The organism is Alteriqipengyuania flavescens, assembly GCF_030406725.1.
GTDB classification, from domain to species: Bacteria; Pseudomonadota; Alphaproteobacteria; order Sphingomonadales; family Sphingomonadaceae; genus Alteriqipengyuania_B; species Alteriqipengyuania_B flavescens.
Genome location: NZ_CP129107.1, coordinates 950,555 through 968,915, shown reverse-complemented (window position 1 = coordinate 968,915; position 18,361 = coordinate 950,555). Strand labels below are relative to the sequence as shown.

Annotated in this window: 20 protein-coding genes; 12 read left to right on the top strand and 8 right to left on the bottom strand. The window is 65.2% G+C overall.

Translation table 11 applies throughout. The features are described from left to right. Window positions 1-19 precede the first annotated feature (19 nt). Genes coaE through QQW98_RS05060 form a run of 4 tightly spaced genes read right to left on the bottom strand, consistent with a single transcriptional unit; the run spans window position 20 to window position 2,878 of the window. Window positions 20-613, bottom strand: a complete 594-nt coding sequence (coaE, locus tag QQW98_RS05075) for a dephospho-CoA kinase (protein ID WP_290136453.1) — start codon at window positions 611-613, stop codon at window positions 20-22. Then, entirely contained in the window at window positions 610-1,464 is an 855-nt protein-coding gene (gene aroE, locus QQW98_RS05070) for a shikimate dehydrogenase (protein ID WP_290136452.1), read from the bottom strand. Before aroE ends, coaE begins: the two co-directional genes overlap by 4 nt. Then, window positions 1,461-2,039 (bottom strand): Maf family protein, encoded by a 579-nt coding sequence (locus tag QQW98_RS05065; protein WP_290136451.1) that lies wholly within the window; start codon window positions 2,037-2,039, stop codon window positions 1,461-1,463. The genes aroE and QQW98_RS05065 overlap by 4 nt, the downstream gene beginning before the upstream one ends. Continuing rightward, window positions 2,036-2,878, bottom strand: a complete 843-nt coding sequence (locus QQW98_RS05060; RefSeq protein WP_290136450.1) for a pyruvate, water dikinase regulatory protein — start codon at window positions 2,876-2,878, stop codon at window positions 2,036-2,038. Before QQW98_RS05060 ends, QQW98_RS05065 begins: the two co-directional genes overlap by 4 nt. Window positions 2,879-3,213: 335 nt before the next feature. On the opposite strand from QQW98_RS05060, the gene hemE reads away from it, so the two are divergent. The 5 genes from hemE (at window position 3,214) to QQW98_RS05035 (ending at window position 7,203) form a co-directional block, all read left to right on the top strand. Next, window positions 3,214-4,236, top strand: a complete 1,023-nt coding sequence (hemE, locus tag QQW98_RS05055) for a uroporphyrinogen decarboxylase (RefSeq protein WP_290136449.1) — start codon at window positions 3,214-3,216, stop codon at window positions 4,234-4,236. A 20-nt stretch (window positions 4,237-4,256) separates the two neighbouring features. Further along, window positions 4,257-4,697, top strand: a complete 441-nt coding sequence (locus QQW98_RS05050) for a CopD family protein (protein ID WP_290136448.1) — start codon at window positions 4,257-4,259, stop codon at window positions 4,695-4,697. Between the two features lie 191 nt (window positions 4,698-4,888). Next, window positions 4,889-6,145 carry a transcription termination factor Rho gene (gene rho, locus QQW98_RS05045; RefSeq protein WP_290136447.1) on the top strand — a complete coding sequence of 419 codons (1,257 nt, stop codon included), beginning with the start codon at window positions 4,889-4,891 and terminating at the stop codon, window positions 6,143-6,145. A gap of 12 nt (window positions 6,146-6,157) precedes the next feature. Further along, window positions 6,158-6,673, top strand: a complete 516-nt coding sequence (locus QQW98_RS05040) for an AAA family ATPase (RefSeq protein WP_290136446.1) — start codon at window positions 6,158-6,160, stop codon at window positions 6,671-6,673. Next, on the top strand, window positions 6,670-7,203 hold the full coding sequence (locus tag QQW98_RS05035) for an AAA family ATPase (RefSeq protein WP_290136445.1): 534 nt from the start codon (window positions 6,670-6,672) through the stop codon (window positions 7,201-7,203). The genes QQW98_RS05040 and QQW98_RS05035 overlap by 4 nt, the downstream gene beginning before the upstream one ends. Here the strand turns inward: QQW98_RS05035 and QQW98_RS05030 are convergent, their stop codons facing one another. Together QQW98_RS05030 and QQW98_RS05025 are read right to left on the bottom strand one after the other, a co-directional pair. Further along, window positions 7,204-8,784 (bottom strand): FMN-binding glutamate synthase family protein, encoded by a 1,581-nt coding sequence (locus tag QQW98_RS05030; RefSeq protein ID WP_290136444.1) that lies wholly within the window; start codon window positions 8,782-8,784, stop codon window positions 7,204-7,206. A 12-nt stretch (window positions 8,785-8,796) separates the two neighbouring features. Further along, window positions 8,797-9,495 (bottom strand): dienelactone hydrolase family protein, encoded by a 699-nt coding sequence (locus QQW98_RS05025; RefSeq protein ID WP_290136443.1) that lies wholly within the window; start codon window positions 9,493-9,495, stop codon window positions 8,797-8,799. A 97-nt stretch (window positions 9,496-9,592) separates the two neighbouring features. Here QQW98_RS05025 and QQW98_RS05020 point away from each other — a divergent pair, with 97 nt between their 5' ends. The 6 genes from QQW98_RS05020 to QQW98_RS04995 are packed head-to-tail and all read left to right on the top strand — an operon-like array spanning window position 9,593 to window position 15,374. Continuing rightward, complete coding sequence (locus tag QQW98_RS05020) at window positions 9,593-9,850, top strand: DUF6489 family protein (RefSeq protein WP_290136442.1); 258 nt, start codon at window positions 9,593-9,595, stop codon at window positions 9,848-9,850. 16 nt (window positions 9,851-9,866) lie between these two features. Next, window positions 9,867-11,138, top strand: coding sequence for a tRNA uridine-5-carboxymethylaminomethyl(34) synthesis GTPase MnmE (gene mnmE, locus QQW98_RS05015; protein WP_290136441.1), 1,272 nt, complete (start codon window positions 9,867-9,869; stop codon window positions 11,136-11,138). Window positions 11,139-11,198: 60 nt separating this feature from the next. Further along, on the top strand, window positions 11,199-13,055 hold the full coding sequence (gene mnmG, locus QQW98_RS05010; RefSeq protein ID WP_290136440.1) for a tRNA uridine-5-carboxymethylaminomethyl(34) synthesis enzyme MnmG: 1,857 nt from the start codon (window positions 11,199-11,201) through the stop codon (window positions 13,053-13,055). Then, window positions 13,052-13,675 (top strand): 16S rRNA (guanine(527)-N(7))-methyltransferase RsmG, encoded by a 624-nt coding sequence (rsmG, locus tag QQW98_RS05005; protein WP_290136439.1) that lies wholly within the window; start codon window positions 13,052-13,054, stop codon window positions 13,673-13,675. Before mnmG ends, rsmG begins: the two co-directional genes overlap by 4 nt. After that, window positions 13,672-14,448 (top strand): ParA family protein, encoded by a 777-nt coding sequence (locus QQW98_RS05000; RefSeq protein WP_290136438.1) that lies wholly within the window; start codon window positions 13,672-13,674, stop codon window positions 14,446-14,448. Before rsmG ends, QQW98_RS05000 begins: the two co-directional genes overlap by 4 nt. Further along, window positions 14,445-15,374: a ParB/RepB/Spo0J family partition protein gene (locus QQW98_RS04995; RefSeq protein ID WP_290136437.1), complete on the top strand. Its 930-nt coding sequence runs from the start codon at window positions 14,445-14,447 to the stop codon at window positions 15,372-15,374. The genes QQW98_RS05000 and QQW98_RS04995 overlap by 4 nt, the downstream gene beginning before the upstream one ends. 79 nt (window positions 15,375-15,453) lie before the next feature. On the opposite strand, the gene QQW98_RS04990 is transcribed toward QQW98_RS04995, so the two are convergent. Together QQW98_RS04990 and QQW98_RS04985 are read right to left on the bottom strand one after the other, a co-directional pair. Beyond that, window positions 15,454-16,209 (bottom strand): glycine zipper 2TM domain-containing protein, encoded by a 756-nt coding sequence (locus tag QQW98_RS04990; RefSeq protein WP_290136436.1) that lies wholly within the window; start codon window positions 16,207-16,209, stop codon window positions 15,454-15,456. A gap of 147 nt (window positions 16,210-16,356) precedes the next feature. Next, complete coding sequence (locus tag QQW98_RS04985; RefSeq protein ID WP_290136868.1) at window positions 16,357-16,845, bottom strand: GAF domain-containing protein; 489 nt, start codon at window positions 16,843-16,845, stop codon at window positions 16,357-16,359. A 61-nt stretch (window positions 16,846-16,906) separates the two neighbouring features. Here QQW98_RS04985 and QQW98_RS04980 point away from each other — a divergent pair, with 61 nt between their 5' ends. Continuing rightward, on the top strand, window positions 16,907-18,346 hold the full coding sequence (locus tag QQW98_RS04980; protein ID WP_290136435.1) for a PQQ-dependent sugar dehydrogenase: 1,440 nt from the start codon (window positions 16,907-16,909) through the stop codon (window positions 18,344-18,346). Window positions 18,347-18,361: the final 15 nt, after the last annotated feature.

Below are 18,361 nucleotides of genomic sequence, written 5' to 3'. Positions count from 1 at the left end.
CCGCTTGCAAGGTGCCGAATCAGCCTGCGCGCAATTTCGCGACCAATTCGCGCACCGCCTGCCGTGTTTCGGCAAGGCTGGTGCCGGTGTCGACGACATGGTCGGCCCGCGCGCGCTTTTCCGCATCGGGCGTCTGGAGAGAGAGGATATGGGCGAACTTCTCCGCCGTCATGCCGGGGCGGGCGAGGACGCGGGCCCGCTGCACGTCGTCGGGCGCGGACACGACCACGACCGTGTCGACCGCCGCATGGCCGCCCTTTTCGAACAGCAGCGGGATGTCGAACACCACCAGCGGCGCGCCGGCATGTTCCAGCAGGAACTCGGCCCGCGCCTCCGCCACCGCGGGATGGACGATGGCCTCCAACCGGGCGAGCGCCTCGGGGTCGGCGAAGACCTGCCCGCCGAGCGCGTTGCGGTCCACGCCGTCCTTGCCCGTCGAGCCGGGAAACGCGGCTTCGATCGCGGGGAGGAGCGCGCCGCCGGGGCCCTGCATCCGCCGCACTTCGGCATCCGCATCGAACACCGGCACGCCTTCTGCGGCGAACATGGATGCAACGGTCGACTTGCCCATGCCGATCGAACCGGTGAGCCCGACGATGCGCGGATGGCTCATGCGACCAGCCGCTCGCGCAATTCGGCATCGTATTCGCGCGGGGCTGGCTGGCCGAAGAAGCGTTCGAAGGCGGCGGTCGCCTGGCCGACCAGCATTGATACCCCGTCGATGGTTTGAAAACCGGCCGCGCGGGCATCGGCCAGAAAGACGGTTTCGACCGGGTCGGTAACGATGTCGTAAGCGATGCTGCCGGGCGGGGCATGGCTCCAGTCGAAGGGGAGGGCGGGCTGGCCCCGCATCCCGAGCGGAGTCGCATTGACGACAAGGTCGCAGCACCCCTCGCGGTCGTCGAAGGCAAAATCGGTCGGCCCGGCGAAATGGGCGAGCGGGGCGGCGTGATGTTCCCCCTGCGGTGCAAGTTCGGCGAGCAGCAGGTCGGCCTTCGCCGGATCGCGCGCGGCGACCACGAGGGTGAACCCCGCATCAGCCAGTGCGGCGACGATCGCCCGTGCCGCGCCGCCTGCGCCGAGGATGCGCGCCATGCGGAAATAGTCCCGGCCGGCCAGGGTTTCGCGCAAGGGCTCGAGGAAGCCCCTCGCATCGGTGTTGCCGCCGACCAGTGTCTCGCCATCGCGATAGACTGTGTTCACCGCGCCGATGCGCCGCGCGATATCGTCAATCCGGTCGAGATGCGGCAGGATCGCCTGCTTGTGCGGCATGGTGACGTTGCAACCGCGCCAGTCCGGGTCGGAACGCCGCGCGGCGACATATTCTTGGAGTTCGGCCGGCGCGACACGATGGGCGCGGTAGTCCGCATCGATACCCAGTTTCTCCAGCCAGAAATTGTGGATGGCGGGCGATTTCGACTGGGCGATCGGGTCGCCGATCACCTCGGCGTAGGGCCTGCTCATGCCGGCAGCTCTTCCAGAGCCCGCAGCGCGCCGAGGACCGGCAGCAGCGGCATTCCGAGGACGGTGAAGTGGTCGCCTTCGATCCGTTCGAACAGCTGCACGCCCATCGCCTCGATCCGGAACACGCCGACGCACTGGCCGACCTCCGGCCATTCGGCAGCAAGGTAGCGGGTTATGAAATCCTCGCTCAACGGGCGCACGACGAGCCGCGCTTCTTCCACGTGGCTCCAGCGCAAGTGCCCGCCGAGCGCGAGGGCCGCGCCCGAATGGAGGTGCATCGTCTTGCCGGAGAAGAATCGCAAATGCTCGGCCGCCTGCGCGCGGCTGGCCGGCTTGTCGAAGCGGCGTCCGCCCACCGACACCACGGAGTCGCTGCCGAGCACCGGTCGCATCCCGCCGTCGGCCGACAGCGCTTTCGCTTCTGCCAGGGCGAGCGCCACGCTTTCCGGCGGGACCGCGCCCAGCGACGCTTCCAGCGCGCGTTCGTCCAATGCGGCAGGCACGGGCGTGAAATCGACCCCTGCGGCTTCGAGCATGGCGCGGCGCGACGCGCTCTTGGAAGCAAGCACGATCATCCCGAAATCCCTACTCTGTCGCCTGCGGTCTGCGCATCGCGCTCGCTGATCAGGCGGATGATCGCCGCGGCGGTTTCCTCGATCGAACGGCGCGTGACGTCGATCACCGGCCAGCCGTTATCGGCGAACAGGCGGCGGGCGAAGCGCACCTCCTCCTGCACGCGCTGCGCATCGATATAATCGGTCTGCTCCTGTTCGTTCAGCGACAGCAGGCGGTTGCGGCGGATCTGCACCAGCCGTTCCGGCGCCGTCGTTAGGCCGACGATCAACGGCCGCTTCAGGCTGAAAAGCTTGTCCGGCGGCGGGCTTTCCACGACCAGCGGGATGTTGGCGGTCTTGTAGCCCCGATTGGCGAGGTAGATGCTGGTCGGAGTCTTCGAGCTGCGCGACACGCCGGCGAGTAATATGTCCGCTTCCTCCCAGTTCTCCCAGCCGATCCCGTCGTCATGGGCGATGGTGAACTGTATCGCCTCGACCCGGCGGAAATAGGCGGCGTCCATCGCGTGCTGGCGGCCCGGCCGACCTTTCGCTTCCTGGCCAAGGTGGCTGGAAATCGCGTCCGTCACCTTGTCGAGCGCATCGACCGCGGGCAAGCCGAGCGTCCGGCACTTCTCGTCCAGCGCGCGGCGCACGTCGGGATTGACGAGGGTATAGATGACGAGGCCGGGCTTCGCCGCCACATCCTCGATGATCCGGTCGAGCTGGGCCTGGCTGCGCACCATAGGCCAGAAATGCCGGACGACATCGGTGTCCTCGAACTGCGCGAGGCTGGCCTTGGCGATCATTTCCAGCGTTTCGCCGGTGGAATCGGACAGGAGGTGGAGGTGGGTCTTGCTCAAGCGGAATCCGGGTCTTCAGCGGGGCACAAAGCCCCTGTGCACAGACATGGGCATAAACCACGGGATATGCCTGCCGACAAGTTCGGGACGGATTTGCTGCCCGTTTCCCGCTTACGGGCGAGCAGGGTTGCACCCATGTGGGCGGGCTTTTGGACAGGCTGTGGGCAACGGGGACAGGTTTCGTTTGACTCCGGAGTCAGCCAGAGTCGCATCGCCTCCGCCCCCTGTTCATCGCGGGAGAAATCGGGCAGGGCGCTGCAATCCCCGCTTTCCACAGGGCCAACAGACTCCATCTACCTTTCATAAAATCATTTTTAATTGGATTGATCACCTCGATGCCTGGTCCTCTCCTCGACACATTGCGCGGAAATATCGCGTCCACGCCCCCGGTCTGGTTCATGCGACAGGCAGGACGCTACCTGCCGGAATACCGCGAATTGCGGGCAGAGAAGGGCGGGTTCCTGGAACTGGTCTACGACACCACTGCCGCGGCCGAAGTGACCGTCCAGCCGTTGCGCCGCTTCGCTTTCGACGGGGCGATCCTGTTTTCCGACATCCTGATCGTGCCCTACGCCATGGGCCAGGACCTGCAGTTCCTTGCCGGCGAGGGGCCGCACCTGTCGCCCCGGCTTGCCGATACGGCGCTGGAGGACCTGTCGCCGGCGATGGAGCGCCTGTCGCCCATCTATGACACGGTGAGGCAGGTCCGCAGCATGATCGCGCCGGATTGCACTATGCTGGGCTTTGCCGGCTCCCCGTGGACGGTCGCGACCTACATGGTGAACGGCGAGGGATCGAAGGACCAGATGGCAGCGCGCAGGATGGCCTATGCCGACCGGGACCGCTTCGCCGCGCTGATCGACCGGATCGCGGATGTCACCGTGGAATATCTGTGCGGCCAGATCGAAGCCGGTGCGGAAGCCGTGCAATTGTTCGACAGCTGGGCGGGCAGCCTCGCCCCGCGCGAATTCGACCGCTGGGTGATCGAGCCCAACGCGGCCATCGTCAGCGCCGTGCGCAAACGCCATCCCGACGCGCCTATCATCGGCTTTCCCAAGGGTTCCGGTGCGAAGCTGCCCGATTATGCCGCGGGGACCGGTGTGGACGGCCTGGGCCTCGACGAGACGGTCGATCCCCAATGGGCCGTGCGGGTCCTGCCCACCGGCCTGCCGCTGCAAGGCAATCTCGATCCCCTGTTGCTGCTTGCAGGCGGGGCCGCGCTCGATCGCGGGGTCGATGCCATCCTTGAGACGTTCGCGGACCGGCCGCATATTTTCAACCTTGGCCACGGCATCGATCGGACGACACCCATCGCCCATGTCGAACGCGTGCTGGAGCGGGTTCGCAACCGCGCCTAGAGCGCCTATAGGCACGCGTCATGGACCTGCTCAACACGCTCTATTTCTGGCTCAAGGCCGCGCACATCATCTTTGTCATCTTCTGGATGGCGGGCCTGTTCATAGCGCCGCGCCAGCTCGTCTACATGCACGCCGCACCCGCAGGATCGGACGAGGAAGCCCTGTGGGCGGAACGCGGGGCGACGCTGCGGCGCGTGATCCTGACGCCGTCGCTGGTGGTCGTATGGGTCATAGGCCTGCTGCTGGCGGTCACAATCGGCGCATTCGACCAAGGCTGGTTCCATGCCAAGCTGCTACTGGTGCTGGCCATGTCGGCCTATCACGGCTGGATCGTCAGCCGCTCCAAGGCGATGGCGCGGGGTGAGCGGCCGCTCACCGAACGCCAGCTGCGCCTGTGGGGCGAGGTGCCGGCAGTGCTCGTGACGCTGATCGTCATCCTGGTGATCGTGAAACCCTTCTGAGCCGGTAAAGCGGCAGGTCGTGCCGCGCATACCGCCGCGCGATGCCGCGGTGAATTGACGGGCCATCCCGGGCGGCCTATCTCGAACCGACCGGTGGACTCGCAACTTTCGTTCGCGATGTCCGGCCTGCTTTCTCCAAGCCCTTACGGCCCGCCGGCTCTCACGACTTTCGAATACGGAAAACACGACACATGCATCTTAAAGAACTCAAGCAGAAAGCGCCCGCAGAGCTGGTCGCGATGGCCGAGGAAATGGGCGTCGAGGGCGCCAGCACCATGCGCCGCCAGGACCTGATGTTCGCCATCCTGAAAGAGGTGGCGGACGACGGCGAGGAAATCATCGGGATGGGCACGATCGAAGTGCTCAACGACGGTTTCGGCTTCCTGCGCAGCCCCGAGGCGAACTATCTGGCCGGGCCCGACGATATCTACGTCTCCCCCAACCAGGTCCGCAAATGGGGCTTGCGCACCGGCGATACGGTGGAAGGCGAAATCCGCGGGCCGAAGGACGGCGAACGCTATTTCGCGCTGACCAAGCTGCAAACGGTCAATTACGAAGACCCCGACCAGGTTCGCACCCGGACCAATTTCGACAACCTCACGCCGCTCTATCCGGAAGAGAAGCTGAATCTCGACACGCTCGACCCGACGGTAAAGGACAAGTCGGCCCGCGTGATCGACATCATCAGTCCGCAGGGCAAGGGCCAGCGCGCACTGATCGTGGCGCCGCCGCGGACCGGTAAGACCGTGCTGCTGCAGAACATCGCCAAGGCGATCACCGACAACCATCCCGAAGTGTTCCTGCTGGTCCTGCTGGTCGACGAACGGCCGGAGGAAGTCACCGACATGCAGCGCAGCGTGAAGGGCGAAGTGATCTCCTCCACCTTCGACGAGCCTGCCACGCGCCACGTGCAGGTTGCCGAAATGGTGATCGAGAAGGCCAAGCGCCTTGTCGAGCACAAGAAGGACGTCGTCATCCTGCTCGATTCCATCACCCGCCTCGGCCGTGCCTACAACACCGTCGTGCCGAGCTCGGGCAAGGTGCTGACGGGCGGTGTCGACGCCAACGCCTTGCAGCGCCCGAAGCGCTTCTTCGGTGCGGCGCGCAATATCGAGGAAGGCGGCTCGCTGTCCATCATCGCCACCGCGTTGATCGATACCGGCAGCCGCATGGACGAGGTGATCTTCGAAGAGTTCAAGGGCACCGGTAACAGCGAAATCGTGCTCGACCGCAAGGTGGCCGACAAGCGCATCTTCCCGGCACTGGACGTCGGCAAGTCCGGCACCCGCAAGGAAGAGCTGCTGGTCGACAAGGACAACCTGTCCAAGATGTGGGTCCTGCGGCGCATCCTGATGCAGATGGGTACGATCGATTCGATGGAATTCCTCCTCGACAAGATGAAGGATTCCAAGACCAACGAAGATTTCTTCGCCACGATGAACCAGTAAGGGAAACGCGCGGTGGCAGCGGACATCGTCATGGTGGTCGGCTGCACCGGCGCGGGCAAGACGACCTATGCGCGGACCCTGGCCGACGAGATCGGCGGGGTCCGCTATTCCATCGACGAATGGATGAAGACGCTGTTCTGGGCCGACAGCCCGCAGCCGAGTGAGTTCGCCTGGACGATGGAGCGGGTGAACCGCTGCGAAGCGCAGATTTTCGCGCATGTGCAGCAACTGGCGAGCCGCGGGGTGCCCGCCGTGCTCGACCTGGGCGTCACGAAGAAGGACCACCGCGACAAGTTCCGTGCGCTTGCCCATGACACGGGACTCTCGGACGTGGTGCATTTCGTCGACGTTCCGGCTGATGAGCGCTGGTACCGTGTCAATCGCCGCAACAAGGAGCGCGGCGAGACCTTCGCGATGGAAGTCACCCGCGACATTTTCGGCTTCATGGAAGGCCTGTGGGAGCCGCCGGACGAGGCCGAATGGAGCGACGGTGGCGGACGCCGCGTCGACGGCTCCTCCCCGCGATGACCCATTCCCGCCCGAACTTCGCCGTGGTCACCGGCGCGCCGGGCGGGGGCAAGTCGACCTTGCTAGATGCAGTCGCGGCCAAGGGGGTCACAACCGGACCCGAAGTCGCACGGACCATCCTGCAGGCACCCGGCGGGATGGAGCTACGCGCGTCCGATCCCGTGGGCTTCGCGCATGCGATGCTGGACGCGCAACTCGAAAGCTGGACGCGGTTCTCGGATAGCGACGGACCCGTCCTGTTCGACCGCGGATTTCCCGACATTGTCGGCTTCCTCCGCGTCGAAGGCCTGGCGGTGCCGGGCGAGATCGATCGCGTGTGCCGCGAATATCGCTATGCCGGGCCGGTTTTCCATGCCGCCGCGTGGCGGGACATCTACCGCCAGGATGCTGAGCGGATACAGACATGGGAGCAAGCCGTCGCCAGCGATCGTGCAGTTAGGGCCGCGTGGCGCGGCTATGGCTACAAGCTGATACCGTTACCCGAAACGGACCCGGTGGACAGGGCCGCTTTCGTTCTCGAACGGTTCTGATCAGCCAGCGGGCTGGCAGTCGAAACTCTCCGCACTCGCCGCGTTCCATGCAAAGGCGAGCGGGGTGGAATCGGCATCGTCCAACAGTTGGCCGGGCTCCACGAACGTGTAGATCCGGTCGATGGCCGAAGATTTCGCACCGTTAAGCCGCTCGCGCATGTCTGCCGGGGTGATCGACCAGGGATCGGGTAATCCCATCGCCACCACGATTTCACGCAGGGAATGCAGGGTCTGTCGCTGAAAGCGGGCAACGCGCGGTGCCTTGTCCTCGATCACGAGGCCTTGTTGCCGCCACGACTCCTGCGTCGCGACGCCCGTCGGGCAGTTGCCGGTATGGCACTGCATCGATTGGACGCAGCCGAGCGAGAACATGAAAGGCCGCGCGGCGTTGCACCAATCGGCACCCAGCGCGAACATCTTGGCCATCTGCGCGCCCGAGTGGATCTTGCCCGAAGCCGCGATCTTCACCGCATCGCGCTGACCCGTCCCGACGAGTGCGTTGCGGACCCAGATCAACCCTTCGCGCAGCGGCATGCCGACCGAATTCGAGAGCTCCAGCGGCGCCGCGCCCGTTCCGCCTTCGGCCCCGTCCACGGTAATGAAATCCGGCGTGAGGCCGGTCTTCCGCATAGCCTTGGCCAACGCCATCACCTCGTGCGGCTTGCCCACGCACAGCTTGATGCCGACCGGCTTGCCGCCGGACAGCTCGCGCAGGCGGGCCAGCCATTCCAGCAGCTCGATCGGCGTCGAGAAGGTCGAGTGTGCCGCCGGGGAGTTCACCGTCTGGCCCACGGGAACGCCGCGTGCCTCGGCAATCTCTTCCGTGACCTTGTCGCCGGGGAGAACGCCGCCGTGGCCCGGCTTTGCGCCCTGGCTCAGCTTGACCTCGATCATCTTGACCTGCGGATCGGCGGCATTGTCGGCGAATTTGGCTGGATCAAAACTGCCGTCGTCCGCGCGGCAACCGAAATAGCCGCTCCCGATTTCCCAGGTCAGGTCGCCGCCGTGCTTGCGGTGGTAGCGACTGATGCTGCCTTCGCCGGTGTTGTGCAGGAAATTGCCCTGCTTCGCGCCCAAATTGAGCGCCTCGATCGCGCGGGCGGACAGCGAGCCGAAGCTCATGGCGGAAATATTGAGCAAGGCGCTGGAATAGGGCTGGGCGCAAGTCCCCCGCCCGATGTCGAGCCGCCACGTATCGGGAACGTCGGCCTTGGGCACGATCGAATGGCTCAGCCACTCGTATTCGTCGGAATAGACGTCGAGCTCGGTACCCATGGGATGGGCGTCGAGATCGCCCTTGGCACGGGCATAGATGAGGGCGCGTTCCTGGTGGCTGAAAGGCCGCCCGTCGAGATCGTCCTCCACGATATAGGCCTGCGCGAACGGCCGCAGGTCTTCCATGATCCAGCGGATGCGCGCGACGAGCGGGTAATTCCGCCTAAGCGTATGATCAGACTGGAAAAAGTCCCAAATCGCCAGCGCCAGCGCCGGGCCGAGAAGGAACAGCGACGGCCACCACAGCCATGCCCCCAGCGCACACAGCGCCAGCAAGATCAGCGGGATTGCGTGGCGCCAAGGCATCGCCTGCCTGCCTTATCCCAGGTGCTCCTTGAAGAAGGCATCGGTGCGGCTGTCAGCAAGCTGCGCACCTTCCTCGTCACGCCGCTCCCCGAACTGAGTGGCGAAGCCGTGGTCGAGGCCGGGATAATCGTAAAGCGTCACCTTGGGGTGGTCGTCCAGCCCTTCGTGCATCGCCTTTTGCGTGTCCTTGTCCACGAAACCGTCTTCTTCCGGGATATGCAGCATCAGCGGGTTCGCGATGGAGGCTTTCTCCCCCAGCAGGTTGTCCACCCCGACCGCGTAGTAACCAACCGTCGCGTCACTGTCGGTCCGCGCCGCGGTCATGTAGGCGAGCCTTCCGCCGAGGCAGTAGCCGACCGCGCCGACCTTGCCGCATCCCTCGTTTTCACGGATATGCTTGATCGTCGCCTCGATGTCGCGAACGCCATGATCCTGGTCGAATTTCTCGAAGTAATCCAAGGCCTTGTTCATTTCCGGCTCGATATCGGGGTCGAGCTCGATGCCGGGTTCGAACTGGTGGAACAGGTCGGGCGCGACGGCGAGATAGCCTTGCTCGGCCAACAGGTCGCACTTGCGCCGGATACCCGCATTCACGCCGAAGATTTCCTGGATCACTACGATGGCCGCAGTCGGCGTGTCGGCCGGCCGGGCAACGTAGGCTTCGAACGTATGGCCGCCATCGAAGGAATTGATGGTAACGTTGGTGGTCATCTCGGCTGGTCCTTCCCGCTGGTCAATTATCGCCGCCCGCCCTTGGCAGGGGCGCGTGTTTCCACCATCTAAGCGTCATGTTGCAAAGGGGGTTCCCATGAAAGTCAATATCGAGATCGACTGCACACCTGAAGAAGCGCGCCAGTTCATGGGGCTTCCCGATGTCGACAAGGCCAACGCGGTGTATGTCGAGCAATTCACGAAAGCGATGAAGGGCGTCTCCAACCTCGACCAGCTGCAGGACTATGCCCGGCAGATGGCGCCGATGGGCCAGATGGGCCTGAAGCTGTTCCAGGATTTCGTCCAGGCGAGCTCCCGCCCAGCCGGCGGCAAAACCGACAAGACCGACGACTGAGTTCGAATTCACGGCAGTGACGGACACGATCTACGCCCTGTCGAGCGGCGCGCCGCCCGCTGCCATCGCGGTCATCAGGATCTCCGGCCCCGCCGCGGGTGAGGCGCTGTCGAGCCTGACGGGTCGGTCTTTCGAGCCGCGTCGCACCGCCCTCGCTCGCCTGCGCGATGGCGCGGGTGCGACGCTCGACGAAGCACTTGTGCTGTGGCTGCCGGGACCGGACAATGCGACGGGCGAGGATACGGCGGAACTCCATTGCCATGGCGGGCGGGCGGTCGTCGCGGCGGTCACGTCGGCGCTGTCCGAGATGGAGGGCCTGCGTCCGGCCGAGCCGGGCGAGTTTACCCGGCGCGCCTTTGCCAATGGCCGGCTCGACCTGGCCGAGGCGGAAGGGCTGGGCGACCTGCTCACCGCGGAGACGGAGCTGCAACGCCGCGCCGCGATGGATTTCGCCGGGGGAGGGTTCTCGCGTCAGATCGGGGCATGGAACGAGCAGGTTCTTCGCCTGTCGGCCGAAGTCGAAAGCGCGCTCGATTTTTCCGATGAGGACGATGTGCCGGAGCCGGACGCCGAATTTCGGCGGCGGGTGGCCGCACTTCGCAGCGAACTGGACACGTGGCTGGAACGGCCTGCGGCCGAAAAGTTGCGCGAAGGATACCGTGTTGCGCTCGCGGGTCCGCCCAATGCCGGGAAATCGACGCTTTTCAACGCTTTGATCGAGCGGGAAGCAGCGATCGTCTCCGACATCGCGGGTACAACCCGCGACGTGATTGAGGCCCCGGTGGCGCTCGGCGGAGTGCCGTTCACTTTCGTTGATACCGCCGGACTGCGGTGCGAGACCGACGACGTTATCGAGCGCATCGGCATCGATCGCGCCGATGCCGAATTGGCGCGCGCCGACTGCGTATTGTGGCTCGGTGAAGAAGGCGGGGGGCCCGACAGTGCCGTCGAGATTTCGCCATTCGCGGATCTGGCGGGTAAGGGCAAGGCGGACGGTCTTTCGGTATCGGCCATCACGGGGCAGGGTATCGGCGAGTTGAAAGCCATCTTGATCGAACGGGCGCGGCAGGCGTTGCCGAAGCCGGGGGAGGCCGCCCTCAACGCGAGGCAGCGGACGCATCTGGTGGCGGCTGCGGAGGCGCTCGGACGTGCAGCCGGCAAAGCGGACTGGATCTTGCTCGGCGAGGAATTGCGGACCGTCCGCGCCGCGTTCGATCGCTTGCTCGGGCGCGCCTCTACCGAGGATATGCTCGACACCCTGTTCGCGCGCTTCTGCATCGGGAAATGATGTTCCACGTGGAACACACAAGTCTTTGACCGCCCTTGCCGACGCGCCTATTGCGTCGCCATGCAAACTTTCGATGTCCTTGTCGTAGGCGGCGGTCACGCTGGCTGTGAGGCGGCTGCTGTCGCGGCGAGGATGGGCGCGCGCGTTGCCCTCGTCAGCTTCGATCTCGAAAAGATCGGCGCGATGAGCTGTAATCCCGCAATCGGCGGCCTTGGCAAGGGGCACCTGGTCCGGGAAGTCGACGCATTCGACGGTCTCATTGCACGGGCGGCAGACGCCGCAGCGATCCATTACCGCATTCTCAATCGTTCCAAGGGCACGGCCGTGCAGGGGCCGCGCGTCCAGGCCGACCGCGAGCTTTTCCGGGCGGCGGTTCAACGGGAACTCGAGTCGCTTGCGAACCTCGAGCTGTTGGAGGGAGAGGCGGCCTCATTGATCCTCCCCGGCGGGCGAGTGAACGGCGTCGCCTTGGCCGATGGCACCAGGGTTGAAGCACGGTCGGTGATCCTGTGCACCGGCACATTCCTAGGCGGCAAGCTCTTCCGCGGGGAAGAGCGTTTGGAAGGCGGACGCATCGGCGAGGGCGCTGCCCATCGCCTTGCCGCACAGCTTCGCGATGCCGATTTGCCGCTGGCGCGCTTGAAAACCGGCACGCCGCCACGCCTCGACGGGCGAACGATCGACTGGGCCGCACTCGATGTGCAACCGTCCGACAGCGAGCAGTGGACCATGTCCGCTGCGACCGATGCCCGGATCAATCCGGAAGTGTTTTGCGCCATCACGCGCACAAATGAGCGCGCGCATGACATTATTCGCGCCAATCTCGACCGTTCGCCCTTGTTCGGCGGCGATATTGCCGGGCAGGGGCCGCGCTACTGCCCCTCGATCGAGGACAAGATTCATCGCTTCGGGGACCGCGACGGGCACCAGGTGTTCCTCGAACCCGAAGGTCTTCGCACCCATCTGGTCTATCCTAACGGGATCAGCACCTCGTTGCCGGTCGACGTGCAGCTCGGCATGTTGCGGGCGATGGACGGCCTGCAGGCAGTGGAGATGGTGGTGCCGGGCTATGCGGTCGAATACGACCATATCGATCCGCGCGCTCTCGATCGCTCGCTTGAGGTTAAGGCCCTGCCGGGGCTCTATTGCGCCGGCCAGATCAACGGCACGACGGGTTACGAGGAAGCGGCGGCCCAAGGCTTGGTGGCGGGGATGAATGCGGCGGCCGCCGTGCTCGGCAAGGATGCGCCCGCGCTCGACCGGGCAAATAGTTACATGGCGGTGATGATTGACGACCTGACCCTGCAGGGGGTGAGCGAACCATACCGGATGCTCACGTCGCGCGCCGAGTATCGCTTGTGGCTGCGGGCGAACAATGCAGTGACGCGGCTGTCGGGGATTGCCGGGCAGCTCGGATGTCTCGGCGCCGAACGGCGCGGGTGGCTGGAGAGGCGAAAGGCCCGTTGTTCCACGTGGAACAATGCCTTGGGCGTTCCGGTCTCCGCCAACGCGCTCGCCCGATCGGGTCTTCACGTCCGGGCGGATGGCGGTAGCAAGACGCTGCGAGAGTGGCTGGGCCATGCGGATATTGGCTTGGGCGACTTGGCAGCATTCCTGCCTGAAGGTTTGCAACCTGACGACGCCGTGGGCGAGGAGCTGGCGGAAGACGCGCTCTATGCGCCGTATCTCGCCCGCCAGGCCGCGGAGCTTCGCGATCTTCGTGCGAATGAACACGTGCCTCTTGCGGCGGATTTCCCTTATGCGTCCGTTGCCGGCCTGTCGTCGGAAATGATCGAGCGGCTATCCGCTGCTGCGCCGCCCACGCTTGCCGCGGCGGGCCGCGTTCCCGGCGTGACTCCTGCTGCCCTTGCAGCGCTTCTCGTTCACGCGCGCCGGGCGCAGGCCCGCGCCGCATGATTGCCAGTGAAGAGCAGGCCCGAGCCTTCGTGGCGGGTATTGGTGGCGAGGGCGCCATTGCGAGGCTTGACCAATTTTCCGCCATGTTGCGGGTGGAAAATGAGGAACAGAACCTTGTGGCCCAAGCGAGCCTCGATAACGTCTGGGTCCGCCATATCGCCGATAGCGCCCAGCTCGTCGTTCATGTTTCACGTGAAACATCCCCGTGGCTCGACCTGGGCACAGGCGCGGGTCTTCCCGGCCTGGTGGTGGCCATTCTCTGCCCCCAGCGAAAAGTCATCCTCGTCGAGTCGCGTCGCCGCCGGAACGACTGGCTGGAGCGTTGCATAACGGGACTAGCCCTCAATAATTGCCGGGTGGAGGGGAAGCGCCTCGAGTTCGTGGATTCCTTCGAAGCCGCGGTAATCTCGGCGCGCGCCTTCGCTCCGCTGCCCAAGCTGCTCGATTTATCCGCCCGTTTCTCCACAGCACGCACCGAATGGGTCTTGCCGAAAGGCCGCTCTGCCGAGCAAGAATGGGCTGCGCTGAAGCCGAAGCGCCGCAAATTGTTCCACGTGGAACAATCTTTGACGGATGAAGAGGCGAAAATCCTCGTCGGGAAGGGAAGAGTCGCACCATGATAACCATTGCGGTCGCCAACCAGAAGGGCGGGGTGGGCAAGACCACTACCGCCATCAACATCGCGACGGCCATGGCGGCGACGGGCTGGAAAACGCTGCTGGTAGATCTCGATCCGCAGGGCAACGCGTCAACGGGAGTGGGGATTTCCAGCGACCGGCGTACTTCTTCGAGCTACGAGCTGATCGTTGACCAAGCGCCGCTCGGCGAATGTATTTTCGACACCACCATCCCCGGCATGCAGGTCGTCCCCGCTACGGTCGACCTGAGTGCGGCGGAAGTCGAGCTCGTCGGTATCCAGGATCGTTCCTATCGCTTGCGGGATGCGCTGGCCGGGCATCGCGGCCATGACGTGTGCCTGATCGATTGCCCGCCATCGCTCGGCACGCTCACGCTGAATGCGCTGACCGCCGCTGACACGCTCCTGATCCCGCTGCAATGCGAATTTTTTGCGCTCGAGGGGTTGAGCCAGCTGCTGCAGACGGTCGAGCAGGTGCAGCAGTCGCTCAATCCCAATCTCGGCATTATCGGGGTTGCGCTGACCATGTTCGACCGCCGCAATCGCCTGACCGATCAAGTCGCCGACGATGTGCGCGATTGTCTTGGCAATCTGGTGTTCGAGACCGTGATTCCGCGCAATGTGCGCCTGTCGGAAGCGCCGAGCCACGGGTTGCCCGCGCTCATTTACGACCACAATTGCCGGGGAAGCCGCGCCTACATGGCGCTGGCGCGCGAGTTGATCGGGCGCTTGCCGAAGGAAAGGAAGGCCGCATGAGCGAGGACACCGACAAGACCAAGCCGGCGCAGCGTCGCAAACTCGGCCGGGGCCTCGGTGCCTTGATGGGCGAAGCCCGGCGCGAAGAACCGCTGGTGGTGTCGACCGACAGATCGAGCAGCGAGGGCGAAAACGACCTCAAGACCATCGCCGTGGCTTCCATTGAGCCGCATCCCGAACAGCCGCGCCGCTATTTCGACGAAGATGCGCTGGCCGAACTGGCCGCTTCCATCGCGGCCCGCGGCGTTATCCAGCCAGTCATTGTCCGGCCCCTGAGTGGCGGTCGCTTCCAGCTGGTGGCCGGCGAGCGGCGCTGGCGCGCGGCGCAGAAGGCGCGGTTGCACCAGATCCCCGCGATTGTACGCGATCTGGAAGAGCGCGATGTGATGGCCCTCGCGCTGATCGAGAACATCCAGCGCGAAGACCTCAATCCCATCGAAGAAGCGCAAGCTTATCAAAGGCTTGCCGAATATGAGGACATGACTCAGGCGGACATCGCCAAGCTGGTCGACAAGTCGCGCAGCCATGTCGCGAACCTCCAGCGTCTGCTGTCGCTCCCGCAGGAGGTGATCGATCACGTCGCGGAAGGGCGGCTATCGATGGGCCACGCCCGCGCGCTTGTGGGCCATGACGACGCGGCCGAACTGGCCGAGACGGCCATCGCGAAGTCGCTCAACGTCCGCGAGCTGGAAAAGCTCGTACGCGGCGGTCGTCCGGCGAAATCGCGCAAGTCTGCGGCAACTGCCGGCGCAAGCGAGGCCAACGCCGACATCCTCGCCGTGCAGCAGCACCTCGAGGATTTTCTGGGACTGTCGGTGAAGATCGCCGCCGATGCCGACCCGCGATCGGGTGCGGTGACGATCCGCTATCGCACGCTCGACCAGCTCGACCTGGTGTGCCAGCGCCTGACGGGCGAAACCGTTTAATTCCATGTAGATACGAAAAATCGCGCCGCGCGAAAAGTTGCGCGGCGCGATTTTCTGGCGCTCGGCATATGAGTCCGCTTTACTTGCGAGAACGCAGCCGCTTGGTCGGCTGGGTCTTGATCTCGACGCGCTTGGTCGGTTCCGGGGCGACTTCTTCGCGAACCGTTTCGTAGACCACGTCCTCCACCATCACCGTCTCTTCGATTTCTTCCTCGAAGATGTCTTCGGCATACTCGACCCGGCCGAAGCGATAGGTTGTGATCGGGACCATGCGGGTCGCCATGTAGCCCTGGCAACCGCAGCCGGCGTAGTAGCCGGAGTGGCCATATCCATAAGCCGACTGGTAGCCATAGCCGCCGTGACCGCTGGCCATGTAGCGGTCCAGATAGGCCTCGCATTCGTCGGCATAGCCGCCTTCCGCGCTATCGATGGCCGCACCCGCCGCAGCGCCCACGACACCGCCGACGACAGTGCCGATCCGACGGTTGCCTTCGCCCGCGATCCGGTTGCCGGCGATCCCGCCGATCACGCCGCCGATGATGGCGCCTTCGATATTGCTGTCGCGGTCGCGGCTGCGGCATTCGTCGAGCCAGGCGTCGCGCGTGGCCGGATCATAGTAGGGACGGTCCCGATAGGCGGCGGGCCCGTCATAGGTGCCGGTCCATTCGCCCTGGTAGCGGTCGTCCTCGACCCACTCGCCCTGCCATTCGCCTTCGTACGTGGTCTGCTCGGTGCCGGGAAGCGGCGGCAGCGGGTCGTAATCCTGCGCGGCGGCGGGCGCTGCAGCGGCAAGGCCGGCAGCGGCAAGCACGGCGGCGAGCTTGGGGTGGGTCATGCGTGGCTCCTCTCAGGCATAGCGGACGGGGAGCCACAGCGGCGCCGCAGCCCGATCCATTAACCCGAAACTTACCATCGCGATCCGCACGCAACCAAGGGTTTGCGCGGGCGTGCCCCGATTCGGAACGCTAGTGACGGACCGGCGTCAGCCCGAAACCGCCGGGGCGATGCGCTGCGCGAGCGCCTCTATCCCCGCGCGGTCATCCTGGTCGAAGCGGGCGAGAGAGGGGCTGTCGAGGTCGATCACTGCGATGACCTCGTCGTTTGCCATCACCGGGACCACCAGTTCCGACTTCGTCTCGCCATCGCAGGCTATGTGGCCGGGAAACGCCTCGACATCGTCCACCAGCTGCGTGCACCGTTCGGATACGGCCGTACCGCAAACTCCGCTGCCGACCGCGATGCGGATGCAGGCCGGCTTGCCGACGAAGGGGCCTAGCACGAGTTGGCCGTCGACCATGCGGTAGAACCCGGCCCAATTCAGGTCGGGCAGGAATTGCCACAGCAGGGCGGCAATGTTGGCCATGTTAGCGACCGGGTCGCGCTCACCGGCGACCAGGGCACCGGCCGCGCTCAGCAAGTCGTCGTACAGGACAGCCTTGGGCTGATCGGGATCGGGCTGGAAATCGAACATGGGTGCGACATAGGGCGGTGGCCCATTGCCGCAAGTCCCGCCCGGGTCTATTCCGCCGGGCATGAAGAAAAAGCTGCTGATCACCCTGCTCGTCATCGCCCTGATCCTCGCCGCGCTGTTGGTGTGGATCTGGCGCGGTGACCCGGCGGAACTTTCGGTGGACGAGGTTTCGGGCACCGATCCGACCCTGGTCGAGGGGGATTCGCAGATGATCCCGACCGTCGCGATCGCGGAACCGGTGGGCTGGGCCGAGGGAGAATTGCCCGACGCGCCGGCCGGCTACACCGTGAACCGCTTCGCAGAGGGGCTGGAGCATCCGCGCGTGCTTTACACACTGCCCAATGGCGATGTGCTGGTGACCCTCACCCGCGCGCCGGCGGGCGAGGGCGGTGGCTTGATGGGCTGGATCGCGGGCAAGCTGATGAGCCGCGCTGGGGCAGGGGGTGTTTCGCCCGACCAGCTGGTGCTGCTGCGCGATGCGGACGGTGACGGCGTGGCGGAAGTGCGCACGGTGCTTCGTGACGATCTGGCGTCACCTTCGGGCGTCGCGTGGGAAGACGGCAAGCTGTGGATTGCCAACCACGATGCGCTGCTCGAATTCGATTACGCGCTGGGCGCACCGAAAGTCACCGGCACGCCTCGCAAGCTGATGGACCTGCCCGCGGCGGGCAATCACTGGATGCGCAATATTGCCAAGGATCCGGACGAGCCCCTGCTGTACATTGCGGTCGGGTCGGCCTCCAACATCGGCGAGAACGGACAGGAACCCGAAGAGGGCCGGGCGATGATCTGGTCCTACGATCTCGACAAGAAGCGCCAGGCGCCGTGGGCGGTCGGCTTGCGGAATGCGAACGGCCTCGCCTTCGCGCCGTGGTCGGGCCGCTTGTGGACCACGGTGAACGAGCGTGACATGCTCGGTTCCGACCTCGTGCCGGATTACCTCACCGATGTGCCCTTCGGCGCGAATTACGGCTGGCCGTGGGTCTACTGGCGGTTCGAGCGCGACATGCGGGTCGACTGGCCGATGCCGCGATTCCTCGAGGAATATGCGCGCAAGCCGGTCTACGCCATGGGCCCGCACGTCGCGGCGCTGGGCCTTGCCTTCACGCCGGAAGGCCACCGGATGGGCGAGACCTTCGGCAGCGGCGCGTTCGTGGCGCGGCACGGGTCGTGGAACCGCAAGCCGCCGTCGGGCTACGACGTGGTTTTCGTCGATTTCGACGAGCGCGGTCGACCGGTCGGCACCCCGCAGACGGTGCTCGGCGGCTTTTTGACCGGCGAGGGGACGACGCGCGGGCGGCCGACCTGGGTTGCATTCGACAACACCGGTGCGCTCATCGTCAGCGACGATACGGCGGGCATCATCTGGCGCGTTATCAAAGAAGATGCGGAGCCTGCCCCCGCCATCGAGCGGCTGAATTACGGCCGCCTGCCGAGCCGTGCGACCGGTGCAAACCCGGCCGGCGCGAGTTTCGGCGAGGACTACGCCCGGACCAACTGACGGAAGCGGGGCCGT

Coding starts and splice junctions, on each gene's coding strand:
- coaE (WP_290136453.1), bottom strand. CDS start 613: ATGAGCCATCCGCGCATCGTCGGGCTCACCGGTTCGATCGGCATGGGC.
- aroE (WP_290136452.1), bottom strand. CDS start 1,464: ATGAGCAGGCCCTACGCCGAGGTGATCGGCGACCCGATCGCCCAGTCG.
- QQW98_RS05065 (WP_290136451.1), bottom strand. CDS start 2,039: ATGATCGTGCTTGCTTCCAAGAGCGCGTCGCGCCGCGCCATGCTCGAA.
- hemE (WP_290136449.1), top strand. CDS start 3,214: ATGCCTGGTCCTCTCCTCGACACATTGCGCGGAAATATCGCGTCCACG.
- QQW98_RS05050 (WP_290136448.1), top strand. CDS start 4,257: ATGGACCTGCTCAACACGCTCTATTTCTGGCTCAAGGCCGCGCACATC.
- rho (WP_290136447.1), top strand. CDS start 4,889: ATGCATCTTAAAGAACTCAAGCAGAAAGCGCCCGCAGAGCTGGTCGCG.
- QQW98_RS05035 (WP_290136445.1), top strand. CDS start 6,670: ATGACCCATTCCCGCCCGAACTTCGCCGTGGTCACCGGCGCGCCGGGC.
- QQW98_RS05030 (WP_290136444.1), bottom strand. CDS start 8,784: ATGCCTTGGCGCCACGCAATCCCGCTGATCTTGCTGGCGCTGTGTGCG.
- QQW98_RS05025 (WP_290136443.1), bottom strand. CDS start 9,495: ATGACCACCAACGTTACCATCAATTCCTTCGATGGCGGCCATACGTTC.
- QQW98_RS05020 (WP_290136442.1), top strand. CDS start 9,593: ATGAAAGTCAATATCGAGATCGACTGCACACCTGAAGAAGCGCGCCAG.
- mnmG (WP_290136440.1), top strand. CDS start 11,199: ATGCAAACTTTCGATGTCCTTGTCGTAGGCGGCGGTCACGCTGGCTGT.
- rsmG (WP_290136439.1), top strand. CDS start 13,052: ATGATTGCCAGTGAAGAGCAGGCCCGAGCCTTCGTGGCGGGTATTGGT.
- QQW98_RS05000 (WP_290136438.1), top strand. CDS start 13,672: ATGATAACCATTGCGGTCGCCAACCAGAAGGGCGGGGTGGGCAAGACC.
- QQW98_RS04995 (WP_290136437.1), top strand. CDS start 14,445: ATGAGCGAGGACACCGACAAGACCAAGCCGGCGCAGCGTCGCAAACTC.
- QQW98_RS04990 (WP_290136436.1), bottom strand. CDS start 16,209: ATGACCCACCCCAAGCTCGCCGCCGTGCTTGCCGCTGCCGGCCTTGCC.
- QQW98_RS04985 (WP_290136868.1), bottom strand. CDS start 16,845: ATGTTCGATTTCCAGCCCGATCCCGATCAGCCCAAGGCTGTCCTGTAC.
- QQW98_RS04980 (WP_290136435.1), top strand. CDS start 16,907: ATGAAGAAAAAGCTGCTGATCACCCTGCTCGTCATCGCCCTGATCCTC.